The 22,442-nt window shown below is 68.6% G+C and carries 19 protein-coding genes; 8 read left to right on the plus strand and 11 right to left on the minus strand.

The features are described from left to right. Window positions 1-17: 17 nt before the first annotated feature. Window positions 18-830 (minus strand): glucosamine-6-phosphate deaminase, encoded by an 813-nt coding sequence (gene nagB / locus VEC57_13340; protein ID HYC00112.1) that lies wholly within the window; start codon window positions 828-830, stop codon window positions 18-20. Between the two features lie 143 nt (window positions 831-973). On the opposite strand from nagB, the gene VEC57_13345 reads away from it, so the two are divergent. Both VEC57_13345 and VEC57_13350 read left to right on the plus strand, forming a co-directional pair. Beyond that, window positions 974-1,786 (plus strand): PIG-L family deacetylase, encoded by an 813-nt coding sequence (locus tag VEC57_13345; protein HYC00113.1) that lies wholly within the window; start codon window positions 974-976, stop codon window positions 1,784-1,786. Beyond that, complete coding sequence (locus tag VEC57_13350; protein HYC00114.1) at window positions 1,783-2,199, plus strand: hypothetical protein; 417 nt, start codon at window positions 1,783-1,785, stop codon at window positions 2,197-2,199. The genes VEC57_13345 and VEC57_13350 overlap by 4 nt, the downstream gene beginning before the upstream one ends. A 42-nt stretch (window positions 2,200-2,241) precedes the next feature. On the opposite strand, the gene VEC57_13355 is transcribed toward VEC57_13350, so the two are convergent. Beyond that, window positions 2,242-2,757, minus strand: coding sequence for a peptidylprolyl isomerase (locus VEC57_13355; GenBank protein HYC00115.1), 516 nt, complete (start codon window positions 2,755-2,757; stop codon window positions 2,242-2,244). Window positions 2,758-2,804: 47 nt separating this feature from the next. Continuing rightward, window positions 2,805-7,259, minus strand: coding sequence for a hypothetical protein (locus VEC57_13360; GenBank protein ID HYC00116.1), 4,455 nt, complete (start codon window positions 7,257-7,259; stop codon window positions 2,805-2,807). 312 nt (window positions 7,260-7,571) lie between these two features. On the opposite strand from VEC57_13360, the gene VEC57_13365 reads away from it, so the two are divergent. The 3 genes from VEC57_13365 (at window position 7,572) to VEC57_13375 (ending at window position 10,486) form a co-directional block, all read left to right on the plus strand. Then, a complete protein-coding gene (locus VEC57_13365; protein ID HYC00117.1) occupies window positions 7,572-8,150 on the plus strand; it encodes a hypothetical protein in 579 nt (192 codons plus the stop codon). A 94-nt stretch (window positions 8,151-8,244) separates the two neighbouring features. Beyond that, window positions 8,245-9,291: an alpha/beta hydrolase gene (locus VEC57_13370; GenBank protein ID HYC00118.1), complete on the plus strand. Its 1,047-nt coding sequence runs from the start codon at window positions 8,245-8,247 to the stop codon at window positions 9,289-9,291. 1 nt (window position 9,292) lies between these two features. Further along, window positions 9,293-10,486: an acyl-CoA dehydrogenase family protein gene (locus VEC57_13375; GenBank protein HYC00119.1), complete on the plus strand. Its 1,194-nt coding sequence runs from the start codon at window positions 9,293-9,295 to the stop codon at window positions 10,484-10,486. A gap of 168 nt (window positions 10,487-10,654) precedes the next feature. Here the strand turns inward: VEC57_13375 and VEC57_13380 are convergent, their stop codons facing one another. The 5 genes from VEC57_13380 to VEC57_13400 all read right to left on the minus strand — a co-directional run bounded on the left by VEC57_13380 (window position 10,655) and on the right by VEC57_13400 (window position 14,154). Beyond that, the gene (locus VEC57_13380) at window positions 10,655-11,731 is read right to left on the minus strand and encodes a MopE-related protein (protein HYC00120.1); all 1,077 of its coding nucleotides are present in this window, start codon (window positions 11,729-11,731) and stop codon (window positions 10,655-10,657) included. Between the two features lie 65 nt (window positions 11,732-11,796). Further along, a complete protein-coding gene (locus VEC57_13385; GenBank protein HYC00121.1) occupies window positions 11,797-12,588 on the minus strand; it encodes a glutathione S-transferase family protein in 792 nt (263 codons plus the stop codon). Next, window positions 12,585-13,043, minus strand: a complete 459-nt coding sequence (locus VEC57_13390; protein HYC00122.1) for an ABA4-like family protein — start codon at window positions 13,041-13,043, stop codon at window positions 12,585-12,587. The genes VEC57_13385 and VEC57_13390 overlap by 4 nt, the downstream gene beginning before the upstream one ends. 18 nt (window positions 13,044-13,061) lie before the next feature. Further along, window positions 13,062-13,529: a peroxiredoxin gene (locus VEC57_13395; GenBank protein ID HYC00123.1), complete on the minus strand. Its 468-nt coding sequence runs from the start codon at window positions 13,527-13,529 to the stop codon at window positions 13,062-13,064. A gap of 10 nt (window positions 13,530-13,539) precedes the next feature. After that, the gene (locus VEC57_13400; protein ID HYC00124.1) at window positions 13,540-14,154 is read right to left on the minus strand and encodes a class I SAM-dependent methyltransferase; all 615 of its coding nucleotides are present in this window, start codon (window positions 14,152-14,154) and stop codon (window positions 13,540-13,542) included. Between the two features lie 179 nt (window positions 14,155-14,333). Here VEC57_13400 and VEC57_13405 point away from each other — a divergent pair, with 179 nt between their 5' ends. Then, entirely contained in the window at window positions 14,334-15,200 is an 867-nt protein-coding gene (locus VEC57_13405; protein ID HYC00125.1) for a phytanoyl-CoA dioxygenase family protein, read from the plus strand. A gap of 66 nt (window positions 15,201-15,266) precedes the next feature. Here the strand turns inward: VEC57_13405 and VEC57_13410 are convergent, their stop codons facing one another. Further along, a complete protein-coding gene (locus tag VEC57_13410; GenBank protein ID HYC00126.1) occupies window positions 15,267-17,879 on the minus strand; it encodes a penicillin acylase family protein in 2,613 nt (870 codons plus the stop codon). A 158-nt stretch (window positions 17,880-18,037) separates the two neighbouring features. Next, a complete protein-coding gene (locus VEC57_13415; GenBank protein ID HYC00127.1) occupies window positions 18,038-19,372 on the minus strand; it encodes a carotenoid oxygenase family protein in 1,335 nt (444 codons plus the stop codon). 283 nt (window positions 19,373-19,655) lie between these two features. Here VEC57_13415 and VEC57_13420 point away from each other — a divergent pair, with 283 nt between their 5' ends. Both VEC57_13420 and VEC57_13425 read left to right on the plus strand, forming a co-directional pair. Beyond that, window positions 19,656-21,362: an alkyl sulfatase dimerization domain-containing protein gene (locus tag VEC57_13420; protein ID HYC00128.1), complete on the plus strand. Its 1,707-nt coding sequence runs from the start codon at window positions 19,656-19,658 to the stop codon at window positions 21,360-21,362. A 53-nt stretch (window positions 21,363-21,415) separates the two neighbouring features. Continuing rightward, a complete protein-coding gene (locus VEC57_13425) occupies window positions 21,416-21,988 on the plus strand; it encodes a DNA-3-methyladenine glycosylase 2 family protein (GenBank protein ID HYC00129.1) in 573 nt (190 codons plus the stop codon). 16 nt (window positions 21,989-22,004) lie between these two features. On the opposite strand, the gene VEC57_13430 is transcribed toward VEC57_13425, so the two are convergent. Next, a complete protein-coding gene (locus tag VEC57_13430) occupies window positions 22,005-22,415 on the minus strand; it encodes an MAPEG family protein (GenBank protein ID HYC00130.1) in 411 nt (136 codons plus the stop codon). Window positions 22,416-22,442 lie beyond the last annotated feature (27 nt).

A 22,442-nucleotide genomic window follows, 5' to 3' on the forward strand; every position in this document is an offset into this window, starting at 1 on the left:
GCGCAGCCCAAGCGCCCTCAACCCGCAATGGCGGCCGCGACGCGAGGTTTGTTCTGCGCGACCAGCTCGGCGCGCTTTCGTTCCACGTGCTTGTAGTACTCGATGCGCTCGAGCTCGCCGGCCGCTTCCTCGTCGATGACGACGGCGGCATCGCGATGAAGCTGCAGCGCCGACGCCGTCACCCACGACGTCACCGGCCCCTCGATCGCCTGCGCCACCACGTGCGCCTTGTGCGCGCCGCTGGCCAGCAGCACGCAGTGGCGCGCCTCGAAGATCGTTCCGACGCCCATGGTGATGGCGAACTCGGGCACCTGCTCGACCGAACCGAAGAAGCGCGCGTTGTCCTGGACGGTCTCGGCCGCCAGCGTCTTCAGCCGCGTGCGGCTTCCCAGCGACGACCCCGGCTCGTTGAAACCGATGTGTCCGTCGCGCCCGATGCCGAGGATCTGGAGGTCGATGCCGCCGGCCTCGCGGATGCTCTCTTCGTACCGGTCGCAGAACGCGCCCGGGTCTTCGGCGAGCCCATCGGGGATGTGCGTCCACGCCGGCCGCTGCGCGAGCCGCGAGAACAGATGCGTCTCCATGAAGTGGTGGTAGCTGCGCTCGTCGTGTTGCGGCAGCCCGTAGTACTCGTCGAGGTTGAACGTGGTCACGCGCGAGAAATCGAGGCCCTCATGGCTGAGCCGCACGAGCTCGGCATACAGGCCGAGCGGCGTGGACCCGGTCGCCAGGCCGAGCACACAATCGGGCTTCTCGCGTACCAGATCGGCGACCATGCCGGCCGCGACCTTGCTCATGCGCTCGTAGCTGGGCTCGATGACCACTCGCATGGACGACCTCTCCGCAGGCAGACCACTTCGAGCGTAGCGCGGCTGCCGGTGGCGAAGAACTTTTCTGCGGCGCGAAAGAGGCAAAGACGGCACAATCCGATGCCAACGACGCTCGCGTCGTGCAGACTCGTCGCAGGTGAGCCATGAACCGCGGGTCCACCCACAAGCTGCCGCACGAGCATCGCGTGCTGGCCGTGCACGCGCACCCGGACGACGTCGAGTTCCAGTGCGCCGGCACGCTGGCGATCCTGAGAGGGCTGGGCTGCCCGATCGTCATCGCCACGATGACGGCGGGAGACGGCGGATCGGTCGAGCTGTCGCCGCAGGAGATCTCGCAGGTGCGGCGCGCCGAAGCGCGGGCGTCGGCGCAGCTGCTGGGCGCGGAATACGCCTGCCTGGAGCTGTGCGATCTGCGCATCGACGTCACCGACGACGCACGCCGCCGCGTCACCGAGCTCGTGCGCCGCGCAAGGCCGGACATCATCCTGACGGCGCCGCCCGTCGACTACATGTCCGATCACGAGATGACCAGCCGCCTGGTGCGCGAGGCGGCCTTCAACGCGTCGGTCAGGAATTTTGCGACGCTGGCGCCGCAGCCGGCGCCGATCCTCGCTCACGTGCCGCATCTCTACTATGTCGACTCGCTCGAAGGCGTCGACATCTTCGGCCACCCGGTCCTGCCCGACTTCTACATCGACGTGAGCGCGACGTTCGAGACCAAGAAAGCCATGCTGGCGTGCCATGCCAGCCAGCGACAGTGGCTCGCGGCCCAGCACGGCATCGACGAGTACCTGGATTCGATGGAACGCTGGAGCCGCCGTCGCGGCGAGGAGATCGGCGTGGAACATGCGGAAGCGTTTCGCCAGCACCGCGGGCACGCGTATCCGCGCAGCAACCTGCTGCTGAGGCTCGTGGCCGCGGTGCAGGAGCAGCCGACGAAGGAGGTTCGCCCATGAAACGAACGCTGGTTGCCTGCGTGGCCGTGCTGCTGCTCGGCGGCTGCTTTCGCTGGAGCAGCGGCCTGACGCCGGTGCAGCCGCCCCATGGCGCGGTGCTGACGGAGAACAGGCCGCTCCTGTCGTGGGAGCCGGGCGAGGAGGACGCCGACGAAGTCCTCTACGATCTGGCCGTTTTCGACAGCGGCGGCAGGGTCGTCTACCAGATCGACCGCCTTTCCGAGACGAGCCACGTGCTGGAGCGGGCGCTGCCGCCGGGCCGCTATCGCTGGACCGTCCGCCCTTTGTACAGGACCGGCACGCAGTGGAAGGCCGGCGAGTGGAACGGCCGAAGGGACTTCCTCTTCGTGGGCCTGTACGCGCAATGGGGCTCGGGCGCGTACGTGTTCGACATCGCCGAAGCGACGCAGTGAAGCGGACGGCCGGTTGCGGCTACCTCTGCACCGCCAGTCGCTTCAGCGCTGCACCGTGACCTTGATCATTTTGACCGGCTGCACCGGCCGGTCGTTGGGCCCCGTGCGAACCTTCTCGATCTTGCGCACGACGTCCATCCCTTCGGTGACCTTGCCGAAGACCGGATGCTTGGACGGGCCGGGCGAGAACCAGTCGAGGTAGGCGTTGTGCACCGTGTTGATGAAGAACTGCGAGCCGCCGGTGTTGGGCCGTCCGGTGTTGGCCATCGAGAGCGTGCCCGGCTCGTTGGAGGCCTTGAAGTCCGGCGGAAATTCGTCGGCGATGGTGCCGTGCGGCGGCCCGCCGGTGCCGCAGCGCGAGCTGTTGGGGTCCTTGCTGTGCGGACAGCCGAACTGCAGCATGAATCCGTCGATGACGCGGTGGAAGTGCAGGCCGTCGTAGAAGCCCGACTCGGCCAGCTTCAGGAAGTTCTCGGCGGTCACCGGCATCTTGTCCAGATACAGCTCGGCCTTGAACGTGCCCAGGGAGGTTTCGAACGTCGCGGTTGGATTGGCCATGTCCGGCTCTTAGCGAGGACGCGCCGGCGGTTCTACAGCCGCCAGCCCTAGCGCAGGAGCACCATCCGCGTACGCGAGAGAGGCTCGCCTCCGGTGGGCGTCAGCGTGCCGGAGAACGTCACGTACCCTGCATCGCCGGCAGCATCCGGCGCCAGACGCACGAACGCCGTAACCTTGCCGCTCTCGCCGGGAAGGCTCGCCCACCGCACCACGTTGCCGTCGACGACGCCGTCGCTCGGATACACCGCCTCGACGATGAGCTCCTCGGGCAGCGTCAGCTCCATCGCGCCGCCATCGGACAGGTGCTGGTAGCGCCCGACGAGCGTTGCGCCGCCGCCATCGATGATCCAGCGCTGCCCCGTGAGCGAGAAGCGCGCAGCGCGCACCACCGGCGGCTTGGGTGCCTTGATCGTGACGAGCGTGTGGAATTCTTCGCTGGCCGTGCGGCCTTCGGGATTTCGAACCACCGCGGTCGTGGTCAAGAAAGCGGCGCGCGCAGCGCTCATGCCGAGGCCGACGTTGCCGCGCACCACCACCGTGGCCACCGGCGTCGGAAGCTGCGTCCACGTCAGCACGCTGCCTCGCACCTCGCTCGGCGGCGGCTGCACCGAAGTCGGCACGATCTCGGCCGGCAGGCTGACGACCAGGCGCGCGCCCGGCAAAAGGTCGCCGAGCCGCACGGCCATCGCCGTCGGCCTGGCGTCGCGGGCGAACAGGCGTCCGACCACGTCGACGGCGGGTCCGGCGCCCGGCAGGCTGCGGTCGGGAATCTCGACGGGATCGGCATCCGAAATCGATCCGCCCATGCGCGCGACGGTCGCGTCGTTGACGATCAGCGAGCCCGGCGCCGGCTCGGAGGCAAGACGCGAGAAGATGCGGGCCAGCTGCGGCGTTCCCGCCTCGGCCACCGTGTAGGCCACGCGGACGTCGGCGCCGGCACGTGTCAGCGTTCCGCGAGTGGTCGCCGCCGTGACGAACTCGACGTCGGACGGCAGCGAGTCGGTCATGACGACCGAGGAGACGTCGCTGCAAGGCGCCAGCCACCGAACCTCGTACGTCAGCTCGGTGCCTTCCAGGCTCGCGGCCGGATCGCTGACCGCGGGGCCGCTCTCCTGCACCAGCGTCGTGAACTGCGCGAAGGTTGCCACCTCCGCCTCGTTGGTCAGCGTCGCCGTCAGCGTCAGCGCCGTGCCAGGCGCCGCTTCCTCATCGACGGTGCCGCGAATGACGAGGCTGCCCGAGGGCGCGTGCACGTCGCTCCAAGTCAGTACGCCGGCGGCGGCGCTCTCCGCCGGCGGCGACGTGGAGGTGACGGTGAAGCCGGGGGGAATGCCTACGGTCAGCGAGTTGACGTCGGTGATGCGGCTGTAGCGCAGGCTGTAGGAGCCGGCCGCACCCGGGCGCAGGTTGCGCACGCCGGTGACGCTCAGCAGCGGCTCGGCATCCTCGGCGATGACGGTGGTGTCGTCGAGCGCCATCGTCGTGAAGGAGCCGGTGGCCACGACGCTTGCGTTGTCGGTCAGGGCCGCATCGACGACCATGCCGGTTCCCGGCACGACGTCGGAGTCGACGACGGCGCGAATGGCGATGCTCCCGCTCGGCGACGGCACGTTGAGCCAGCGCAGCACGTTGCCGTCGATCGTCGTCGGCGGCGGCGACACCAGCGTCACCGTCAAGCCGTCCGGAATCGTCACGTCGAGCGAGTTCGGGAAGCCGATGTCGCGGTAACGGATCGAGTAGCTGGCTCCCATGCCCACGCGCACGTTGCGGTTGCCGACCACCGTCACCGTGTGCGGCCGGATGAACGCGGCGGCGCCGCGATCCGGAGCGGCCGCCGTGCTCGCCGTCGCGGTGCGCGCGGCAGGCGCTGCCGGCGCCGACGCTGCAGTGGACGTGGAATTCGCAGCGGCCGCCGCAGTGGCCAGCGCGGGCGCCGGCAGATGCGTCTTCGACAGCCACAGGTCGCACTCGCCGACGATGTCGGTGCTGGCGCACGCGCCGGCATGCAGTCCCGGCGAGGGCAGCTCGCCCTCGGCGGGCGTCCCCTGAAGCTGTGCGCACGCGGCAATCGATGTGCCGCTGGAGAGGCCGCCGGCCACGTTGACGGCCACGACCAGGCTGCCGCGGTCGCCGGGCGCCAGGTCGCCGAGGATCCAGGTCGCGCTCGCATCCTCGAACGAGGCTGGCTGCACCGAGGCGCCGCCGAAGGTGACGCCGGCGGGCAGGGCCAGCTCGAGCACGGCGCCGACGGCGGCGTCCACGCCGTCATTGCCGTAGCTGATGGTGTAGACGAAGCCTCCCGGAGAGCGCGACGAGGAAAGATGCGCGACGACGTCGACGCGCAGCAACGCCGTGTCGCCGGGCAGCGCGATTCCGGTCGTCTCGGCCGCCTCGGCGCTGACGCCCTCGCCGGTGCTGATGGTTGCAACGTTGATGACGCTGTCGCCGTCGGCCAGCTCGGTGCCGACCACGACGGTGATGTCGATGCTGCCGCTCTGGCCCGGAGCCAGCTCGCCGATCGTCCAGGTATCGGTGGTGCCCTCATCGGGTGGCGGCGCGGCCGAGAAGAACGTCGTGCCGGGATCGACGAGATCGCTCAGGACCACGCCCGAGACGGTTCCTTCTCCGGTATTGCTGTACGAGACCGTGTAGGTCAGCAGCGAGCCGGGTGTGACGGGGTCGAAGTTGTCGACTTTGGTCAGCACCACCTCGCGGCGCACCTCGACCTGGCACGTGGCCGAGCAGCCGTCGCCGTCACCGCCGTTGCCGTCGTCGCACGTCTCGCCGCAGGTCTCCTCGGTCGAGCCGTTTCCGCACGTGGTGCCGGTGCCCTGGCAGGCACCGGCCGCGCAAGCATCCAGCGGCGTGCAGATGTCGCCGTCGTCGCAGGCCAGCGCGTTGGCCACGACGACGCAGCCGATGGCGCTGTCGCAGGAGTCGTCGGTGCACACGTTGAGGTCGTCGCACACCAGAGGAGGCCCGGGCACGCAGGCACCGCTGCTGCACTGATCGCCGTCGGTGCAGGCGTCGGCGTCGTCGCAGGGGGCGGTGTTGAAGGCGCTCGTGCAGGAGTCGGTGGCCTCGTCGCACTCGTCGCTGGTGCAGATGTTGTCGTCGCCGCAGTCGCGCACGGCGCCGCTGCAGATGCCGCCGGAGCAGTGGTCGTTGACGGTGCAGAACAGCGAATCGTCGCAGGGGTCGCCGTTGCCGTCGTGGACGCATCCGGACGCGGGGTCGCACGAGTCGTCGGTGCAGACGTTGAGGTCGTCGCACACCAGCGGCGGGCCGCCGGCGCAGCTCCCGCCCGAGCACGTGTCCAGCGTCGTGCAGGCATCGGCGTCGTCGCAGGGGAGGGCATTGTTCGTGTAACCGCAACTGTCGGCGCCCTCGTTGCACGCGTCGTCCGTGCACACGTTGGCATCGTCGCAGGCGTCGCCCGAGCCCACGCAGGAACCCGCCGAACAGGCATCGGTGGCCGTGCAGAAGAGCCCGTCGTTGCAGGGGGCGGTGTTGAACGGGTTGGTGCAGGTATCGCCGACCTCGTTGCAGACGTCGTCGGTGCAGACCTGGCCGTCGCTGCAATCGCGCGCAGGGCCGGTGCACTGTCCGCCCGAGCACGTATCGCCGACGGTGCAGTAGAGCCCGTCGTCGCAGGCGAGCGTGTTGTTGGCGTGGGCGCAGAAGTTGCCGGCCTCGTTGCACGAATCATTGGTGCAGATCGTCGAATCGGAGCAGTCACGCGCGCTGCCGCTGCATGCGCCGCCCGCGCAGACGTCGCCGACGGTGCAGAAGAGGCCATCGTTGCAGGGCAGGGTGTTGTTGGTGTTCGTGCAGGTGTTGGCGGCCTCGTCGCAGGCGTCGGTGGTGCAGAAGTTGGGATCGGAGCAGTCGCGCGCGCTGCCGGTGCACGCGCCGCCCGAGCACGTGTCGGCGACGGTGCAGAAGAGGCCGTCGTCGCAGGCAAGGGCGTTGTTGACGTTGGAGCACGTATCGAGCGCCTCGTTGCACGAGTCGTCCGTGCAGAAGTTCGAGTCGTTGCAGTCGTAGGCGGGTCCCGAGCAGATGCCGCCGTTGCAGGTGTCGCCGGTGGTGCAGAACAGGCCGTCGTCGCAGCCGGTGCCGTCGGGGACGGAATTGCCGCCGCAGCCGCCGGTCTGGTTGCACTGGTCGGTGACGGTGCAGGGATTGTCGTCGAAGCAGGTCGCACCCTGGCCGACGAACTGGCAGTTGAACTTGCAGCAGGTGGTTTCGTAGAAGCAATCGTTGCCGGTGGTGCAGGTCCCGTTGGCGGGATTGCCATCGATGTACACCGCGCCGCCCGGATCGCATTCCTCGCTCGGCTCCAGATTGCCGTCGCCGCAGACGGCATGGCCGATCGACGGCGCGGCGAGCAGCGCCGCAGTCATCGCCATCGCCAGCGAAAGCGCCTGCAGCCAAGGAGCATGACGATGCGGCGTCACCGGCGTCGGACGCGCCGGTGCCCCAGCTTCACTCGTGTCCATCCGTTTTCCCCAACCCCAAGACGAGAAGATGGCGGACCGTAGCGTGTTGCCGCCGTCAAGCCCATCGCAACTTCGCGACGTCGGTCGACGGCACGCCCCTTCGATGGGGCGGCAGATCCATCAAATTCGTGCGGCAGCCGGAACAGACGTCCGCATCGGACCACCGGCAGGCATCGCAGCGAGCTGCGACGCCGGCGTACAAAAATGGGCGATCAAAGGCGTGCAACCGTGCTGGAACAAGCGTTTTCACGGCGCTAACATCGCGGCTGGATGCTGTGGTGGTGTGGTGGAACGGCGGCCGTTGCCGTGACGATGGCCGTCTTGCTCGGCGGATGCAGCGCGGCGCCTCCGCGCAGGGTCGACGACGCCTGCGCGATCTTCTTCGAGAAGCAGGATTGGTACGAGGAAGCCCGTCAGGCGCACGAACGCTGGGGCGTGCCGATCTCGGTGCAGCTCGCCTTCATTCGCCAGGAGTCCTCCTTTCGCAGCGACGCGCGGCCGCCGCGCAAGTGGTATCTCGGCTTCATTCCGGGGCCGCGGCCGTCCAGGGCCTATGGCTATGCGCAGGCGCTGGATTCGACCTGGGCCGAGTACCAGCGCGAAACCGGCAACCGCTGGGCCGACCGTGACGACTTCGGTGACGCCGTCGACTTCATCGGCTGGTACAACGCCCGCGCCGCTCGCACCTGCGGCATCGGCAAGGCCGACGCCTACCGCCTCTATCTGGCCTACCACGAAGGCCCGACCGGCTACCGGCGCGGCAGCCATCGAAAGAAACGGTGGCTGCTGACCACGGCCGAGAAGGTATCGGCGCGCGCCGCACGCTACGACTCGCAGCTGCGTACGTGCGAGAAGAAGCTGCAGAAATCGGACGGCTTCTGGTTCTTCTGACGGCGGTTTCCCCGCCCGCGTCCTCCTCTCTATACTCCGCGCCCGGCGCATGCGGCCCCCGCGGCCGCGAATCCAGACGAGGAAGGCAGCCTGCGTGATCGAAGATGTTCGCAACGCCGTCGTGCGTGCCACCTTGAGCCTGCCTCGACCGGTCCTGGCGCTGCTGGCCGGGCCTCCGGTGGTGATCGACGGACAGACGCTCGACATTCAGCTGCAGGTGCTGCTGCAGATGATGGCCAAGGCCCGGCAGCCGCTGCTGCAGGATCTTCCGCTGGACGTCGGCCGCCGCCTCTTCATCCAGTCGGCGGCCGTGCTTGCCGGAGACGTGCCGGTGATGTCGCGCGTAGAGCGGCGCGACATCGACGGGCCGCACGGCTCGATCCCTCTGCACATCTACGTTCCGCGCGTCGGGCGCTCGCCGCATCCGGTCGTCGTCTACTATCACGGGGGCGGCTGGGTGATCGGCGGGCCCGACAGCCACGAGCAGGTTGCGCGCCGCATCGCCGAACAGGCCGAGGCCATCGTCGTGTTCGTCGACTACCGCCTGGCGCCCGAGAACAAGTTCCCGTGCGCGGCCGAGGAAGCGCTGGCCGCGTTTCGATGGATCGCCGCCAATGCCGCCGGCTTCGGCGGCGATCCCTCGCGCATCGCCGTGGCCGGAGACAGCGCGGGCGGCAATCTTGCGGCCGTGGTCGCGCTGGAGACGACTCGCGCGGGCGAGCGCGCGCCCGACTTCCAGCTCCTCATCTACCCGGTCACCGACGTCAGCCGCGATTCTCGCTCCTACGAGCTGTTCGCTGACGGCTTCTATCTGACGCGTTCGCTGATGCACTGGTTCCGCGACCACTACCTGCCCGACTCCAGCTGCGGCGGCGATCCGCGCGTCTCGCCGCTTCACGCTCCCGATCTGTCGGGGCTGCCGCCGGCGTTCGTCATGACGGCCGGCTTCGACGTGCTGCGCGACGAGGGCAGGGCCTACGCCGAACGCCTTGCCGAAGCGGGCGTGCGCGTCGAGTACCGCAACCATGCGTCGATGATCCACGGCTTCGCGTCGATGGCCGGCGGCGTGATCGCCGAGGCGACCGCGGCCATGGAAGATGCCACCGGCGCGCTGCGCAAGGCGCTGCACGGGGCCCGCTGACATGAACGATCTCGAACGCTTCCGCGGCGATGCCGCCTCCTGGCTCGCCGCCCATTGTCCGCCTTCGCTCATCGGCCGGGAGACCACGCCCTTCGACGGCTGCTGGGGCGGGCGCCGGTACGACTGGCAAGCCGACGAGAAGCGCTGGGTCGAGGCGATGGTGGAGAAGAGGTGGATCGCCCCTGCCTGGCCGATCGAGTACGGCGGCGGCGGTCTGACCGAGGACCACGCGCGCATCATCCGCCAGGAGATGGCACGGCTGAAGATCCCGCCGCCTCTTGCCGGCTTCGGTCTGACGATGATCGGACCGGCGTTGCTCGCGTTCGGCACCGAGGAGCAGAAGCGAGAGCACCTGCCGCCGATCGTGCGCGGCGAGATCCGCTGGTGTCAGGGGTACAGCGAGCCCGGCGCCGGCTCCGATCTGGCCTCGCTCCGCACCTCGGCGGTGCGCGACGGCGACGAGCTCGTCATCAACGGCCAGAAATGCTGGACATCCTATGCGGACCTGTCGGACTGGATGTTCCTCCTCGTTCGCACCGATCCGGCGGCGAAGAAGCAGCAGGGCATTTCGTTCGTTCTCCTCGACATGACCACGCCCGGGGTGACGGTGCGGCCGACGCTGCTGATCAGCGGCAAGTCGCCGTTCTGCGAAACGTTCTTCGAGGACGTGCGGGTGCCGCTTTCGAGCGTCGTCGGCGGCTGGAACCAGGGCTGGACGGTCGGAAAGGCCGTGCTCGAGTTCGAGCGGTCGACGCACGGCGAAGTCTTCAGCACCGTCGGCACCGCCGAGGAGAATCCTCTCGTCCAGGCCGCGCGGCGCCATGCCGGCAGCGACTCGCGAGGACGCATCGGCGATGCCGTGCTGCGCGAGCAGATCGCGCAGAGCGAGATGGACCGGCGCTGCTTCGAGCTGACCATCGCGCGCCTGCATGCCGGCCTGGCATCCGGCGAGAAGCCGGGCGCCGAGAGCTCGCTGCTCAAGTACTACGCTTCGGAGTTCAACATGCGCCGCCAGCATCTGATGACGGCCATCGCCGGCCCCGCCGCTCTCGGCTGGGAAGGCGAAGGCTTCGACGAGGACGAGCTGGAAGTTACGCGCGACTGGCTGCGCTCGCGCGGAAACTCGATCGAAGGCGGCACCAGCGAGATTCAGCTCGGCGTCATCGCCAAGCGCATGCTCGGACTGCCGGACTGATCCTCTCCGTCTCGACCGCACGCGTGCTCGCGCGCACCAGGGAGCGTGCCCAGCAGCGAGCGCGCCGTGTGCCGGTGGAGCGGCGTGCCGCGGCGAACGGCGTGCCGTCTGCGGATGGAGCAGCGCCAGCGTTGCAACGCATGCTCGGCGCGGCTTGCCGGCGCGGCCCTAGTTGCAGACGCACTCGCCGAAAATTCCGCCCGAGCAGGTGGCGATGCCCGTGCCGCATTCTCCTTCGCACGACTGCGTGACGTTCTCGTCGACGGCGCCGTCGCAGTCGTCGTCGGCGTTGTTGCAGCTCTCGGCGGCCGGCGAGCCAGGCTGACACACCGTCGGCTCGCCGTCGGTGCAGGCCGAAACGCTGCGGAAGCAGGCGCCGACGCCGCAGGTGACGGTGCCGAGGTCCTCGTCGACCTCGGTGTCGCAGTCGTCGTCGACGCCGTTGCAGGTCTCCTCCTGCGGCGCCCGCCCGACGCACTCGCCGAAGATGCCCGCGCTGCAGGTCGCAGTTCCCGGGCCGCAATCGGACGCGCACGACTGCGTGACGTTCTCGTCGACCGCGCCGTCGCAGTCGTCGTCGGCGTTGTTGCAGCTCTCGGCGGCCGGCGAGCCAGGTTGACACACCGTCGGCTCGCCGTCGGTGCAGGCCGAAACGCTGCGGAAGCAGGCGCCGACGCCGCAGGTGACGGTGCCGAGGTCCTCGTCGACCTCGGTGTCGCAGTCGTCGTCGACGCCGTTGCAGGTTTCGGGCTGCCCGCAAAGAGTCGTTGTCGGCGCCTGCACCGTCGTGGTCGTCGCGCTCAGGGTCGTGGTGGTGGTGCTGCTGGAGGGAGGAACGCCGGCGATGGCAGGTGCGCACAGCAGCGATGGCTTGAACTTGGAGAGCTGATGGCTGCCGAACTGGTCGCTGAAGGTTGCGGGCGGCAGCTCCTCGGCAGGGCATCGCACCGTGTAGCAGATGGTCTGCGATGCTTCGCCGCCTGCGATGGCAAGAGGCCTGCCCCCGCTGAGCTCGACGATGCTCTTGCGAACGGGCAGGCAGACGTGCTTGGCCTTGGGCTTGAGCGTGCACCCTTGCAGCCCGTACTCGCTGCGCAGAGCGTCGAGATTGACCTGCGCCGCCTCGAAAGCCTTGTCGGTCTTGATCTTGTAGCAGAGCTGATGGTCGTAAGCGGGAGCTGCGGATGCAGACGCTGCCACCGCTGCCGCACAAAGCACGTAGACGAGGCCTATCAGTGTTCGCACGGCGACACCTCCTGCGATTGGCTTCTACACCGCAGGCGCACGCGATGTCCACTGGTGCGTGGGTATCAGCTCATCTCGCGGCTGAAGCGGATGGTGCCTTTCTCCATCCCGTCGGTGACGATCGAGAGTCCGCCGCTGCGGATCATCCACTCCAGACGGTGGTCGCGGTACTCGCGCACGAAGACACCGGGGGCCAGGACACGGGCAAGGTCCGGAATGCCCGCCATCGACGCCGTCGCCTCCTGCGTCGTCTGTGCCACCGACGGCCGCGCGTTGACGCGCTCCTGCCAGCTCGCCAGTGCGCTGCCTGCGCGCGGCCCGTTGCCGAAGGCGGCGGCGCCGTTGACGTACGGGATCACGCTGAGGTCGGCCCAGCCGAAGGCGGCGCCGTTCATCCATTCGCGACCGCCGAGATGACGCTCCAGCCAGGCGTTGAGGCCCGTGGCCTGCCGCGCCGCTTCGCCGAGCAGCTTGTCGGCGAGGTCGCCGGTGGCGCGCTTGAAGACGAGAATCTCCATGGCGCCCCAGTTGATCGCGTCGTAGTGCGTGTCGCAGACGTCTTCGAGAATGCGAGCGCGCGCGCGCTCGGCGGGCAAAGGCGGGAGCAGGGGAGGCGACGGCCAGCGGTCCTCGATGTACTCGAGGATGACGGTCGAGTCGTAGACGCAGGTCTCGCCGTCCACGAGCGCGGGAACTTCGGCGCGGGGATTGAGGCGCAGGAAGTCGGCCATGACGTCGTCGCGCCCGCTTCCGATCACGTCGGGTGTGACGAGCGCGAAGTCGACGGCTTTTTCGCGCAACGCGATCTTGCACTTCTGCGCATACGGCGAAAGGGGATGCTCGTAGAGCGTGATCACAGGTCGGCTTCTCCTTCTTCGAGCAGCGCCTCTCGCTCGAGCAGCAGGCGGACCAGGAGGTACAGCATCAGGCCGACGGGCCCTGCAATCAGCGTGAGCAGCAGGCACGGCGCGAGCCAGACGCGGCGGATCCCGCGACGAACGGCATCGCGCGCCTCCCACGCCCCGATGAACAGATCGAAAACGAGGTAGTGGACCCACCCCGCCAGCGCCAGGCGCGGGCTGTCGAAGAAGCGCAGCACGCCCTCGAGCGTGAAGAAGCCCGCGCCTTCGGGCACGTCGGTGCCGCTGACCATCAGGAACAGGTAGACGGCGCCGAGCAGGATCGGGATGAACACCGAGTGAACGATCCAGTGCGTCAGGCGCGTTCCGGGGTAGACGAGCAGCATGCCCCAGGCTGGAAGCACGCCGTAGTTGCAGAACAGGAAGAGGCGCTCGAGCTCGGGCTGCGTCATCGCTCTGCGCGCCGCGTCTCAGCTGGCTGAGGCCAGCTTGCGCACGACCTCGAGCGCTTCCTCGACGTGACGCGTGGCCTGGAGCTGCGAGTTGAAGACGTGGCGTACCACGCCCTGCTTGTCGATGACGTAGGTGACGCGGCCGGGAAGGATCCACATCGTGCTCGGCACGCCGTACCGCTTGCGCACGACGTTGCCGGCATCGGCGAGCAGCGTAAAGGGCAGGTTGTGGTGCTTGGCGAACGATTCGTGGGCCGCGACCGAGTCGCCGCTGATGCCGAGGACTTCGGCCCCTGCATCGCCGAAGTCCTGGTAGGAGTCGCGAAAGCTGCACGCCTCTTTGGTGCAGCCGGGCGTCTCATCCTTGGGATAGAAGTAGAGCACGACGGCCTTCCTGCCGCGGAAATCGCTCAGGCCCACTTCGCGGCCGTTCTGGTCGCGCAGGCGAAAATCCGGCGCCTCGTCGCCGACGTTGATGGTGCTCACGCTCGTTCCCTCACCTGGTTGCGGTTCCCCAATAGTTGAAGGTCATCGGGCGCGGGCCCGGCAGGTACATCGTCTCGAGGCTGGCGACGTGAAAGCCCGCGTCCTGCACGATTCTCGGCACGTCCCGGTTGAGACGGCAGCCGCCGGAGATGCGTCCCCACAGCGGATTGAGCCTGTCCTGCCATTTGCGCACGGACTCGTCGGGAGCGCGGCCGTGCTCGCAGAAGAACATCTGTCCGCCGCTGCGAAGCACGCGCCGCATCTCGAGCAGCGCCGAGTGCACGTCGGGAATGGTGCACATCGTGTAGGTGATGACGATGCTGTCGACGCTGGCATCCTCCAGCGGAATCTTCTCGCCCGACAGCGGCAGCCACTCGACGTCGAGGCCCGTCTCCTGCGCACGCCTGCGCGCGATCCTGCCCAGCTCCGGGGACGGGTCCAGCCCGATCAGCTTCTGCAGCCGGCTCTTGTCGTAGAAGGAGAGGTTGAGGCCCGAACCGATGCCGACTTCGAGCACGCGCCCGTGCGCCAGGGGCACGATCTTGCCGCGCTGGCGCATGATGCACTTGTCGCGCATCGCGTAATCGAGAAGGTGCGGCAGCACGTAGCGCGCATACAGACCCATCGAGGGCTATGTATGCCGGACCGATGCGGGCGAGCAAACCTCGTCAGGCCGGTCGCGACGCCAATGCCTGCATCGCCAGAGGGCGGCGTGGTCACCGCGCGGAATGCTTCGGTTCCATCGCGCCCGCGCTTGCTGCCGGGCCGGGGCCGCGGCAAGTCTTGGCGCAGGAGGTGCCCGCCATGGCCATCCCACGGTTCTCTCGTGACGTTGCCCCGGCCGCCGTCGTCGATGCGCTGAAAGAGCAGGGCTGCGCGGTGGTCGAACGGCTCATCGATGCCTCGATGACGGCGCGCGTGTTGGACGAGCTGGCGCCATTCATCGAGGCCACGGCGCCCGGGACCGACGATTTCGCCGGTCACAACACGCGCCGCACCGGCGGCCTGATCGCGCGCTCCGCCGCCTGTCGCGAGCTCGTCCTGCATCCGGTCGTTCGCGAGGTGGTCGGCGGGCTGTTGGCGGACGCGACCAGCTATCAGCTTCACCTGACGCAGATGATCGCCATCGGTCCAGGCGAGGGCGGCCAGCAGATCCATCGCGACCAGTGGGCGTTCGACTTCTTTCCGTTTCCCCGCGGCTACGAGGTCCAGTGCAACACGATCTGGGCGATGTGCGATTTCACGGACGCCAACGGCGCCACGCGCATCATCCCCGGCAGCAACAAACGCGAAGACCGGCTCCAGTTCGGCTACGAGGACACCGAGCCGGCGGAGATGCCCGCCGGCTCGGTGCTGCTGTACACGGGATCGGTCTATCACGGCGGCGGCGCCAACCGCTCGCAGTCCGTGCGCTACGGCCTCAACATCACCTACGCGCGAAGCTGGCTGCGCCAGGAGGAGAACCAGTACCTGGCCGTGCCGCACGACATCGCGCGAACGCTTCCCGACGATCTCCTGCGTCTCATGGGCTATCAGCGCGGTGCCTACGCGCTCGGCTACGTCGACGACCTGCGCGACCCTCTCGATGTTCTCAAGGGGCCCGGCCACGGCATGGACACGCGCCTCGGCGACCTCGGCAATGCACGCGACCTCCTGCGGCGACCCGGCTGAAACGAGAAGAGGGAATGGCGAGCACGCCATTCCCTCTCCTTCGCATCAGGCAAATGGTGCCCGGCGTCAGCGCTTCCGTTCCACCTGCACGACCTGCTGGAAGGTAGGCCTGTTCACCCACGGCATCGGATCGACTTCGACCAGTCCGAAGGGACGGAAGTGGATCTCCTCGCTGGCCGGATCGACGCTCCAGTCGTTCGGATCCGACGACGAGAACTCCGTCGTCAGCTCCGACACCGCCGCCTGCAGGCTCGAGACGAGCGCGGCGCGGCAGCCGCTGGCCGTTCCGTCGGCGCAGCGCAGCACCTGATACGGGCCGGTGACCGGTTCGCCCGCGGCCATCCGCATCGTCTTGTCGATCAGGCCGTAGTAGCCGGACTGGTAGGCCGAGCCGATGTCGCTCGGCTCGTCGTCGAAGCCGAGCGGGATGTCGCCGTAGTACGGCGCCAGCTGCGGCCCCACCACCGCATCGATCATCTCGGGGAACCAGGCGTCCATGATCGCCACGGCCGAGGTGTGGTCGTAGTCGCCGTTGTTGTCGCGGTCGCGACGCATCGCCCCCGCGGTGACCCAGTCGCCGAGGATGCCGAGGACCGTCTCCAGCCCGGGCTCGGTTCCGATCAGCTCGAGCGCCGTGGGCAGCAGCTCCTGTCCGCGCAGGTCGGTGTAGCCGGCATCGCCCATGATTCCGACCATCTCGGGAACGCTGACCTGGCCGGCCTCGAGCGCATCCTTCAGCCGCACCTCGAGCATGTCGACGCGGTGAACGCTGCTGAAGGAATAGTTGGTGTCGGCCGCCTGCCAGCCGCGCGCCGGCTTGTTGTTCCACGAGGTGAAGTAGCCCTTGGCCGGATCGAGCTCGCTCGGATGCTCGTCGGCGGGCACCAGTCCCTGCCACTCCCATTCGCCCGTGCCCCAGGAAGGCATGGCAAGGTCGACGCCCGGCGCGCGCTTCGGCACCAGACCGGAGTGGTAGTAGAAGAGCTCCTCTTCGTTGACGTAGACCCAGTTGAAGCTGCCGGGAACCAGGCTGATGGCGCGCTCGAACGTGCGCGCCGTGGCGGTCTTCTTGTTGATGCGCTGGAACGCCAGAGCGTTCAGGCCTTCCTTGAAGAAGCTGGTGCGCTGCTTGACGAGCGCCACCGGCGCGCCGTCCACCGTCGCCCTCGCGAACACGAGGCCATGGATGGTGCGCTGTACGGTCGCCGCGACGTTGTGCGGGTGCGAATCGCAGTAGTCGGGATCGGACTGTCCGGGGCCGACGCACCAGGTATCGACGCGCTCGTACATCGGCACGCACACGCCGTTGAACATGTATCCCTTCGACTCGATCGACACCGGCGTGACGCCGTCCGGCTCGCACAGCAGCTCGGCGCGCACGTCGGTGTTGTCGGAGCCGCCGGCGGTGGCGGTCCATGCGTAGTTGCGGCCGCGTCCGAGCACGACGTAGGGCGTGCCCAGGGGCGCGACGCCGCGCGTGTGGAAGCCGCCGCCGCTGGCGCTGAATTCGTAGAGCAGCTCCGGCACCAGGTAGGCCGCCTGCGGCCCGCCGACGAGAATGGGATGGTTGCCGACGGCCTTCTCGGCCGTGACCGCCAGGAAGTTGCTCATCGAGGGATGCGGGCCCTTGCGCTGCAGGAAGCGCGTGTCGATGAACGAGCTCTCCTGCGCCGGCATCGGGCCGGTGAACTGCACGAACGGCTCCGAGATCAGCGAGCCCGGGTCGGGCATCGCCACCGCGTCCGCATCGACCGTGCCCTGCACGTGGTAGGGGAACGAAAGATCCGTCGTCGCCGACGACTCGGGCTCCTCGAGAGCGCGCAGGTCGTTCCACAGGGCGGTTCCCGTGGCCTCACCGAGATCGGTCTGCAGCTTCTGCAACAGCAATGCGTTTTCGTGCTCGCCGCCGCCGCCGGAGCCGAAAAGGTACTCGAGCAGCACCGCCACCGCCAGGATGTCGATCTTCTTGAACGGCTCGACCGGCGTGCGCTCCAGGCCGATGTACTCAACGGGCGCGCGTGCGAACGGGTTCTGGTTCACCCACGTGATGAACGCGTTGATGCCGGCGACGAAATTCTGGATGTCGCTGTCGGCGCGCTTGCCGAGGCCTCCCGACGAGGCAATCAGATCATCGTACTGCTGCTGCAGATCCTCGTCGTCGTAGCCGGCGAACGCGTAGATGCCCTCGTCCTGCGACAGGATGAACGGATCGTTGCCCACGAACTCGGAGAGGCGGCCGCGTCCGGCGCGTCTGGCAAGGTCCATCGCGAACAGGCGGTCCCAGGCAGAGGCCAGGCCGATGCCGTACATGATGTCGGGACGGCGGCGCGCGGTGATGTGGGGAACTCCCCACTCGTCGCGAACGATCGTGACGCCGGGCCTTCCGCCTGCAGGGAACTGGCTATCGCTTCCGGTCTGCGCGATCGGAGCGTCCTTGAAGTAGTCGGCAAGGTCTTCGTCGACCAGCGTCATCGGCGCGTAGGTGAGCGCCGCGTAGAGCGGGCGCTGATCATCGACGTTGGGCGGCAGCTCGCCCGTGTCCAGATACGCCAGACCTTCGGCGGGCGTCAGGTAGCCGCGGTTGCCCGGCGGCAGGATGTTCATGAACAGTCCGGTGTCTTCCTGCGCGGCCGCGAGCGCGGGAGACAGAAATAGCGAGAGCGTGGCGGATGCCGCCACGAGCCGGCGCCGTAGGTGATGCACGATAGGAACCCCTCCCCGAAGAATGGCGCAGGCGATGCCGGCGCGGTGCCGGCCCCACGCCGACGCGTGCTTATACGCCGAGAAGGCGGCGCTTCACAACGAGAGGAATTTCCTCGATGGCGCTGTCGGTTGCGCTATTCGGGCATCCAGTTGCCGTGGAAGCCGAACGGCACGCGCTGGGGCAGCGCGATGCGAGCGACGGGCCTTCTGGCGAAGTCGCGGGCATCCAGGATGACCAGGTCGGAGCCGTTGCGGCCCTCGTCGTAGACGAAGGTCAGGATCCACCCTTCGTCATCGCCCTTGCAGGAAGGATCCGGCGCGAATACGCCCTCGCTCGGGTAGCAGCCCGGCCCGAAGTCGTGCTGCACGGAGCTGCCGGTCACCAGATCGTACTTGAGCAGGGCGTTGGCGGACGATTCCACGGATGAGACATTGTGCACGGCATAGCCGTAGCGGCTGGCGATACCCGTGCGGCGGTCGTCGACGCGCGGGAATTCGATGGCGCGATCGTCGAGCGCGCTCTCGCGGCTGTGTCCGGTCGCCAGGTCCAGCTCCCATCGATGCAGGCTGGCCGTGTCGAAACGGCCCGAGTCCGCGCGCCAGAGCTCGGGGTAGCGCGCGACGTCCACGACCACACGGTCGCCTTCCTCGAACGCGTTCATCGGATGAAAGACGTAGCAGGGATCGACCTCGAACCAGCGCACCTGCGAGGCATTGCCGCCGCGGGGCATGACTCCGACGCGCGCGCCGTAGTCGTCGCTCCAGGTGTAGGGCATCGTGCCCTGCATCGCGCGCATCAGGTCGAACACGATCGGCAGGTCCATGAAGATCACGTGGCGTGCGGTGATGGCGAAGTCGTGCATCATCGTCGGCCCCGGGACGTCGATGTCCTCGCTCTGCACCAGGTTGCCCGCGGCATCGGCGCGGTGGTAGGTCAGGTACGGTGGAAAGAAGCCGTAATCGAAGAAGTGCAGCTCGCCGGTGACGGGGCAGATCTTCGGATGCGCCGTCATTCCCGTCTTCAGGCGGCCGCCGAAGTCGAAGACGCCCTTGCTTTCCAGCTCACGTGTCACTTCGAAAGGCAGCGTGGTCTCGGCCAGCGCCAGCATGCGGCCGGCGTGACGGACGATGTTCGTGTTGCTCGGGCCGGCGCTCAGATCGCGAACGCCGTCCGGGCTGACGACGCGCGCGCCTTCGGTGAGCTGGCGCGTTTGCAGCCAACGGTTGCGGTACCACAACGCGCGGCCGTCGCCGAGCTCGACGCCGTGGAGCATGCCGTCTCCGAAGAACCAGTGCGGAGGCTGCACGTCGCGCGGGTTGGGACCGTTGCGGACGTAGCGGCCGCGCAGGACGGGCGGAATGGCGCCCTCGACCTTCAGGTCGAGCTCCGTGCGCTCCTCGGCGACGGGCGCGTAGTTCCCGCGCAGGAAGAACGGGACCTTTTCCTCGGCGGCTGCGGCTGTCGTCATGGCGGGACCTCCGTCTGAACGCCGTAGACACCCGCGGCATTGGTTCCGCAAGCCGCAGGAGGCAGGGTCGCTCGCGATGGGGGACCCGGCCGGCCGCGGACGCCGCAGCCGCTGCGCCTTGCGCCAACACTGCACGACCGCTCCGATGTCTGCCGAGCTCATGATCGACCGCCGCATCTCCCCGACCACGCCGTGCGCACGGGACGAGTCAGGATTCCGGCCGTTCATCCAAGGTCGCGAAACCGTCGGTGCGCGACGATCACGCCTGCGCGCAAAGCTCCGGATGGCGCCACAGCCGCGGTGGCTGCTCGCGGCGGGTGCGCTGTGCGCCGTCGTGGTGTCGGGATGCGGCGAACGCTCGGCCCCCGATGCGCCGGATGCCCCGGCAGCGCCGCCGACCTTCGTGCGCCAGGTCGTGGAGGTGACGCCGTCGGTGCACGTCGCCACCGGCTACGGCCTCGCCAACTCGGTGATGATCCGCGGGCAGGGCGGCGTGATCATCGTCGATGCGATGGAAAGCGCGGAGGCCGCCGCGCCCGTGCGCGAGGCGTTCCGTGCGATCAGCCCCGATCCGGTTCGCGCCATCCTCTACACGCACAACCATGCCGATCACGTCTTCGGCGCCGCGGTCATGGCGGGGGAGGATCATCCGGAGATCCTCTCGCACGCCTCGCTGGTGCCCGAGCTGCAGCGGCTGGCCAGCGTGACGCGGCCGGCCATCCATGCCCGCAGCATGCGGCAGTTCGGCACGCTGCTGCCGCCCGCCGAGGCGGGCGACTGCGGCATCGGCCCTCGCCTGCACGCCGGACCCGGCACGACGTCGGTTCCGCTGCTGCCCACGCGCACGTTCGACGGCGAGCGGCTGGAGCTGGAGATCGCGGGCGTGCGAATGCAGCTCGTGCACGCGCCGGGCGAGACTCCGGACCACATCTTCGTCTGGCTGCCCGAGCAGCGCGTCCTGCTGCCCGGCGACAACTACTACCACGCGTTCCCGAACCTCTACGCCATCCGCGGAACGGCCTACCGGGACGTCACCGAATGGGTCGCGAGCATCGATGCGATGCGCGAGCTGCGGCCGGCGTTCCTGATACCGGGACACACGGCGCCGGTGATCGGGGAGGCCGACATCCATGCGCGGCTGACCGACTACCGCGATGCAATCCAGTTCGTCCACGACCAGACGGTGCGAGCGATGAACGACGGCCTGACGCCGGAAGAAGCCGTCGCACGTGTACGGCTGCCGCGCGCGCTGGCCGACAAGCCCTATCTCGCCGAGCGCTATGGGCGGGTCGACTGGTCGGTCCGCGGGATCTACGCGGGCTATCTCGGCTGGTTCGGCGGCAACGCGGCGGAGCTGTCGCCGCTGCCGGCGGGCGAGCGTGCGCGACGCGTTGCCGCACTCGCCGGCGGCAGCGATGCGCTGCGCAACGCCGCGCGCGCGGCGTTGGATGGCGGCGACGTGCGCTGGGCGCTCGAGCTGGCCGACCACCTGCTCGCGCTGGGCGAGCTGACGGCGGAGGCCCGGCAGCTGCGCGCCGCGGCGCTGCGCTCGCTGGCTTCGCAGGAGACCAGCGCCAACGGCCGCAACTACTACCTGACGCAGGCGCTGGAGGCGGAAGAAAAGGTCGTCGTCGGCCAGCCCGATCCTGCCACGATGCCGCAGGAGCTGCTCGACGTGCTCCCCGTCGAGGGATTCCTGCGCGCGATGACCGTCCGCTTCGATCCCGAAAAGACGCTGCAGACGACCACGCGCGTCGGCTTCCGCTTCACCGACACCGGAGGCGAGTACGGTCTGTCGCTGCGCAACGGCGTCGCCGAGTTTCGCGCGTCGCTGCCGCCGGATGCCGACATGACGGTGACGACGCACTCGCAGATCTGGAAGGAGATCGTCACGCGCAAGCGCAACGCCACCGCAGCCTTCGTCACGGGCGACGTCAGCGTCGACCGCAACCGGCTCGAGCTGGCGAAATTCCTGCTGCTGTTCCGCTGATGGCCGGCGACTTCCACGGTGCGTGCGCGCATCTTGCCTCGGCGGACGAGCGCATGGCCGCGCTGATCGAGATCATCGGGCCGTGCACGCTTGTTCCTCGTCGCGGCCGCTACGCAGCGCTGGTGCGCGCGATCATCGGGCAGCAGGTTTCGACGGCTGCGGCCCGCACGATCTACGCACGCCTCGCAGCGGCTGCCGGCGGGCGCCTGACACCGGATGCCGTTGCCGCGCTTTCGCCGGCCGAGCTGCGAGCGGCAGGCCTGTCGGGACAGAAGGCGTCCTACGTGCGCGATCTGAGCGAGCGCGTGCTCGACGGACGGCTGCGCCTGCAGCGGATGCACCTGCTCGAAGACGAGGCCGTGATCGAGGAGCTGGTCGGCGTGCGCGGGATCGGGCGATGGACCGCCGAGATGTTCCTGATGTTCGTGCTGTGCCGGCCCGACATCCTGCCTGTGGACGACCTCGGCATCCGCAACGGCTTCCGCCGCGTCTACGGCCTGCGCAAGATGCCGAGCGTCGCCCGCATGCACCAGCTCGCGCGACCGTGGCGGCCGTGGCGGACGGTGGGCAGCTGGTACCTGTGGCGGGCGCTGGAACTGCCGCCTGCTGCACGAGCGGGCGATTGAGCGCCGGCCCGACGCGTCAGCGCTGCACCACGGCCAGCGCCATGTAGATCAGGCAGGCGATCTGGATCGCGAAGAACGTGAAGCGCACGTTGACCGCCAGCGCGCTGCCGGAGGAGACGTGTGCGAGCGTCTGGCCCACGCGCGCCAGCACATGGATCTGGGCGGCGGTTGCGAAGCTGCCGGAGGTCAGGCCGCTGACGTGGCCGGCCAGCACCACCGCCGCGAACAGCGGCAGGTTCTCGACGCAGTTGGCGTGGGCACGGTTGAGCCGCCAGTACGCGTCGCTTCCATGCGGCTGCCCCGAAGGAAAGCCGTTGGGTGCGACCTTGCCGCTCAATACTTGCGAGACGCGAATGGCGCCGATGGTGAGCACGATGCCGATGGTCCAGAACACGAAGCCGATCAACGCGTAGAGCGGTGTGGTCATCGAAGCCTCCTTGCCGATGACGGAGAA

Source organism: Candidatus Limnocylindrales bacterium (genome assembly GCA_035626395.1).
In the GTDB taxonomy this organism is placed as follows: Bacteria; Desulfobacterota; Binatia; order UBA1149; family CAITLU01; genus DASPNH01.

Bases quoted from the DNA above. Each gene is read 5' to 3' on its own strand.
- VEC57_13430 (HYC00130.1), bottom strand. From the start codon at position 22,415: ATGACCACACCGCTCTACGCGTTGATCGGCTTCGTGTTCTGGACCATC.
- VEC57_13345 (HYC00113.1), top strand. From the start codon at position 974: ATGAACCGCGGGTCCACCCACAAGCTGCCGCACGAGCATCGCGTGCTG.
- nagB (HYC00112.1), bottom strand. From the start codon at position 830: ATGCGAGTGGTCATCGAGCCCAGCTACGAGCGCATGAGCAAGGTCGCG.
- VEC57_13405 (HYC00125.1), top strand. From the start codon at position 14,334: ATGGCCATCCCACGGTTCTCTCGTGACGTTGCCCCGGCCGCCGTCGTC.
- VEC57_13375 (HYC00119.1), top strand. From the start codon at position 9,293: ATGAACGATCTCGAACGCTTCCGCGGCGATGCCGCCTCCTGGCTCGCC.
- VEC57_13350 (HYC00114.1), top strand. From the start codon at position 1,783: ATGAAACGAACGCTGGTTGCCTGCGTGGCCGTGCTGCTGCTCGGCGGC.
- VEC57_13400 (HYC00124.1), bottom strand. From the start codon at position 14,154: ATGGGTCTGTATGCGCGCTACGTGCTGCCGCACCTTCTCGATTACGCG.
- VEC57_13415 (HYC00127.1), bottom strand. From the start codon at position 19,372: ATGACGACAGCCGCAGCCGCCGAGGAAAAGGTCCCGTTCTTCCTGCGC.
- VEC57_13365 (HYC00117.1), top strand. From the start codon at position 7,572: ATGGCCGTCTTGCTCGGCGGATGCAGCGCGGCGCCTCCGCGCAGGGTC.
- VEC57_13420 (HYC00128.1), top strand. From the start codon at position 19,656: ATGGCGCCACAGCCGCGGTGGCTGCTCGCGGCGGGTGCGCTGTGCGCC.
- VEC57_13425 (HYC00129.1), top strand. From the start codon at position 21,416: ATGGCCGCGCTGATCGAGATCATCGGGCCGTGCACGCTTGTTCCTCGT.
- VEC57_13355 (HYC00115.1), bottom strand. From the start codon at position 2,757: ATGGCCAATCCAACCGCGACGTTCGAAACCTCCCTGGGCACGTTCAAG.
- VEC57_13390 (HYC00122.1), bottom strand. From the start codon at position 13,043: ATGACGCAGCCCGAGCTCGAGCGCCTCTTCCTGTTCTGCAACTACGGC.
- VEC57_13360 (HYC00116.1), bottom strand. From the start codon at position 7,259: ATGGACACGAGTGAAGCTGGGGCACCGGCGCGTCCGACGCCGGTGACG.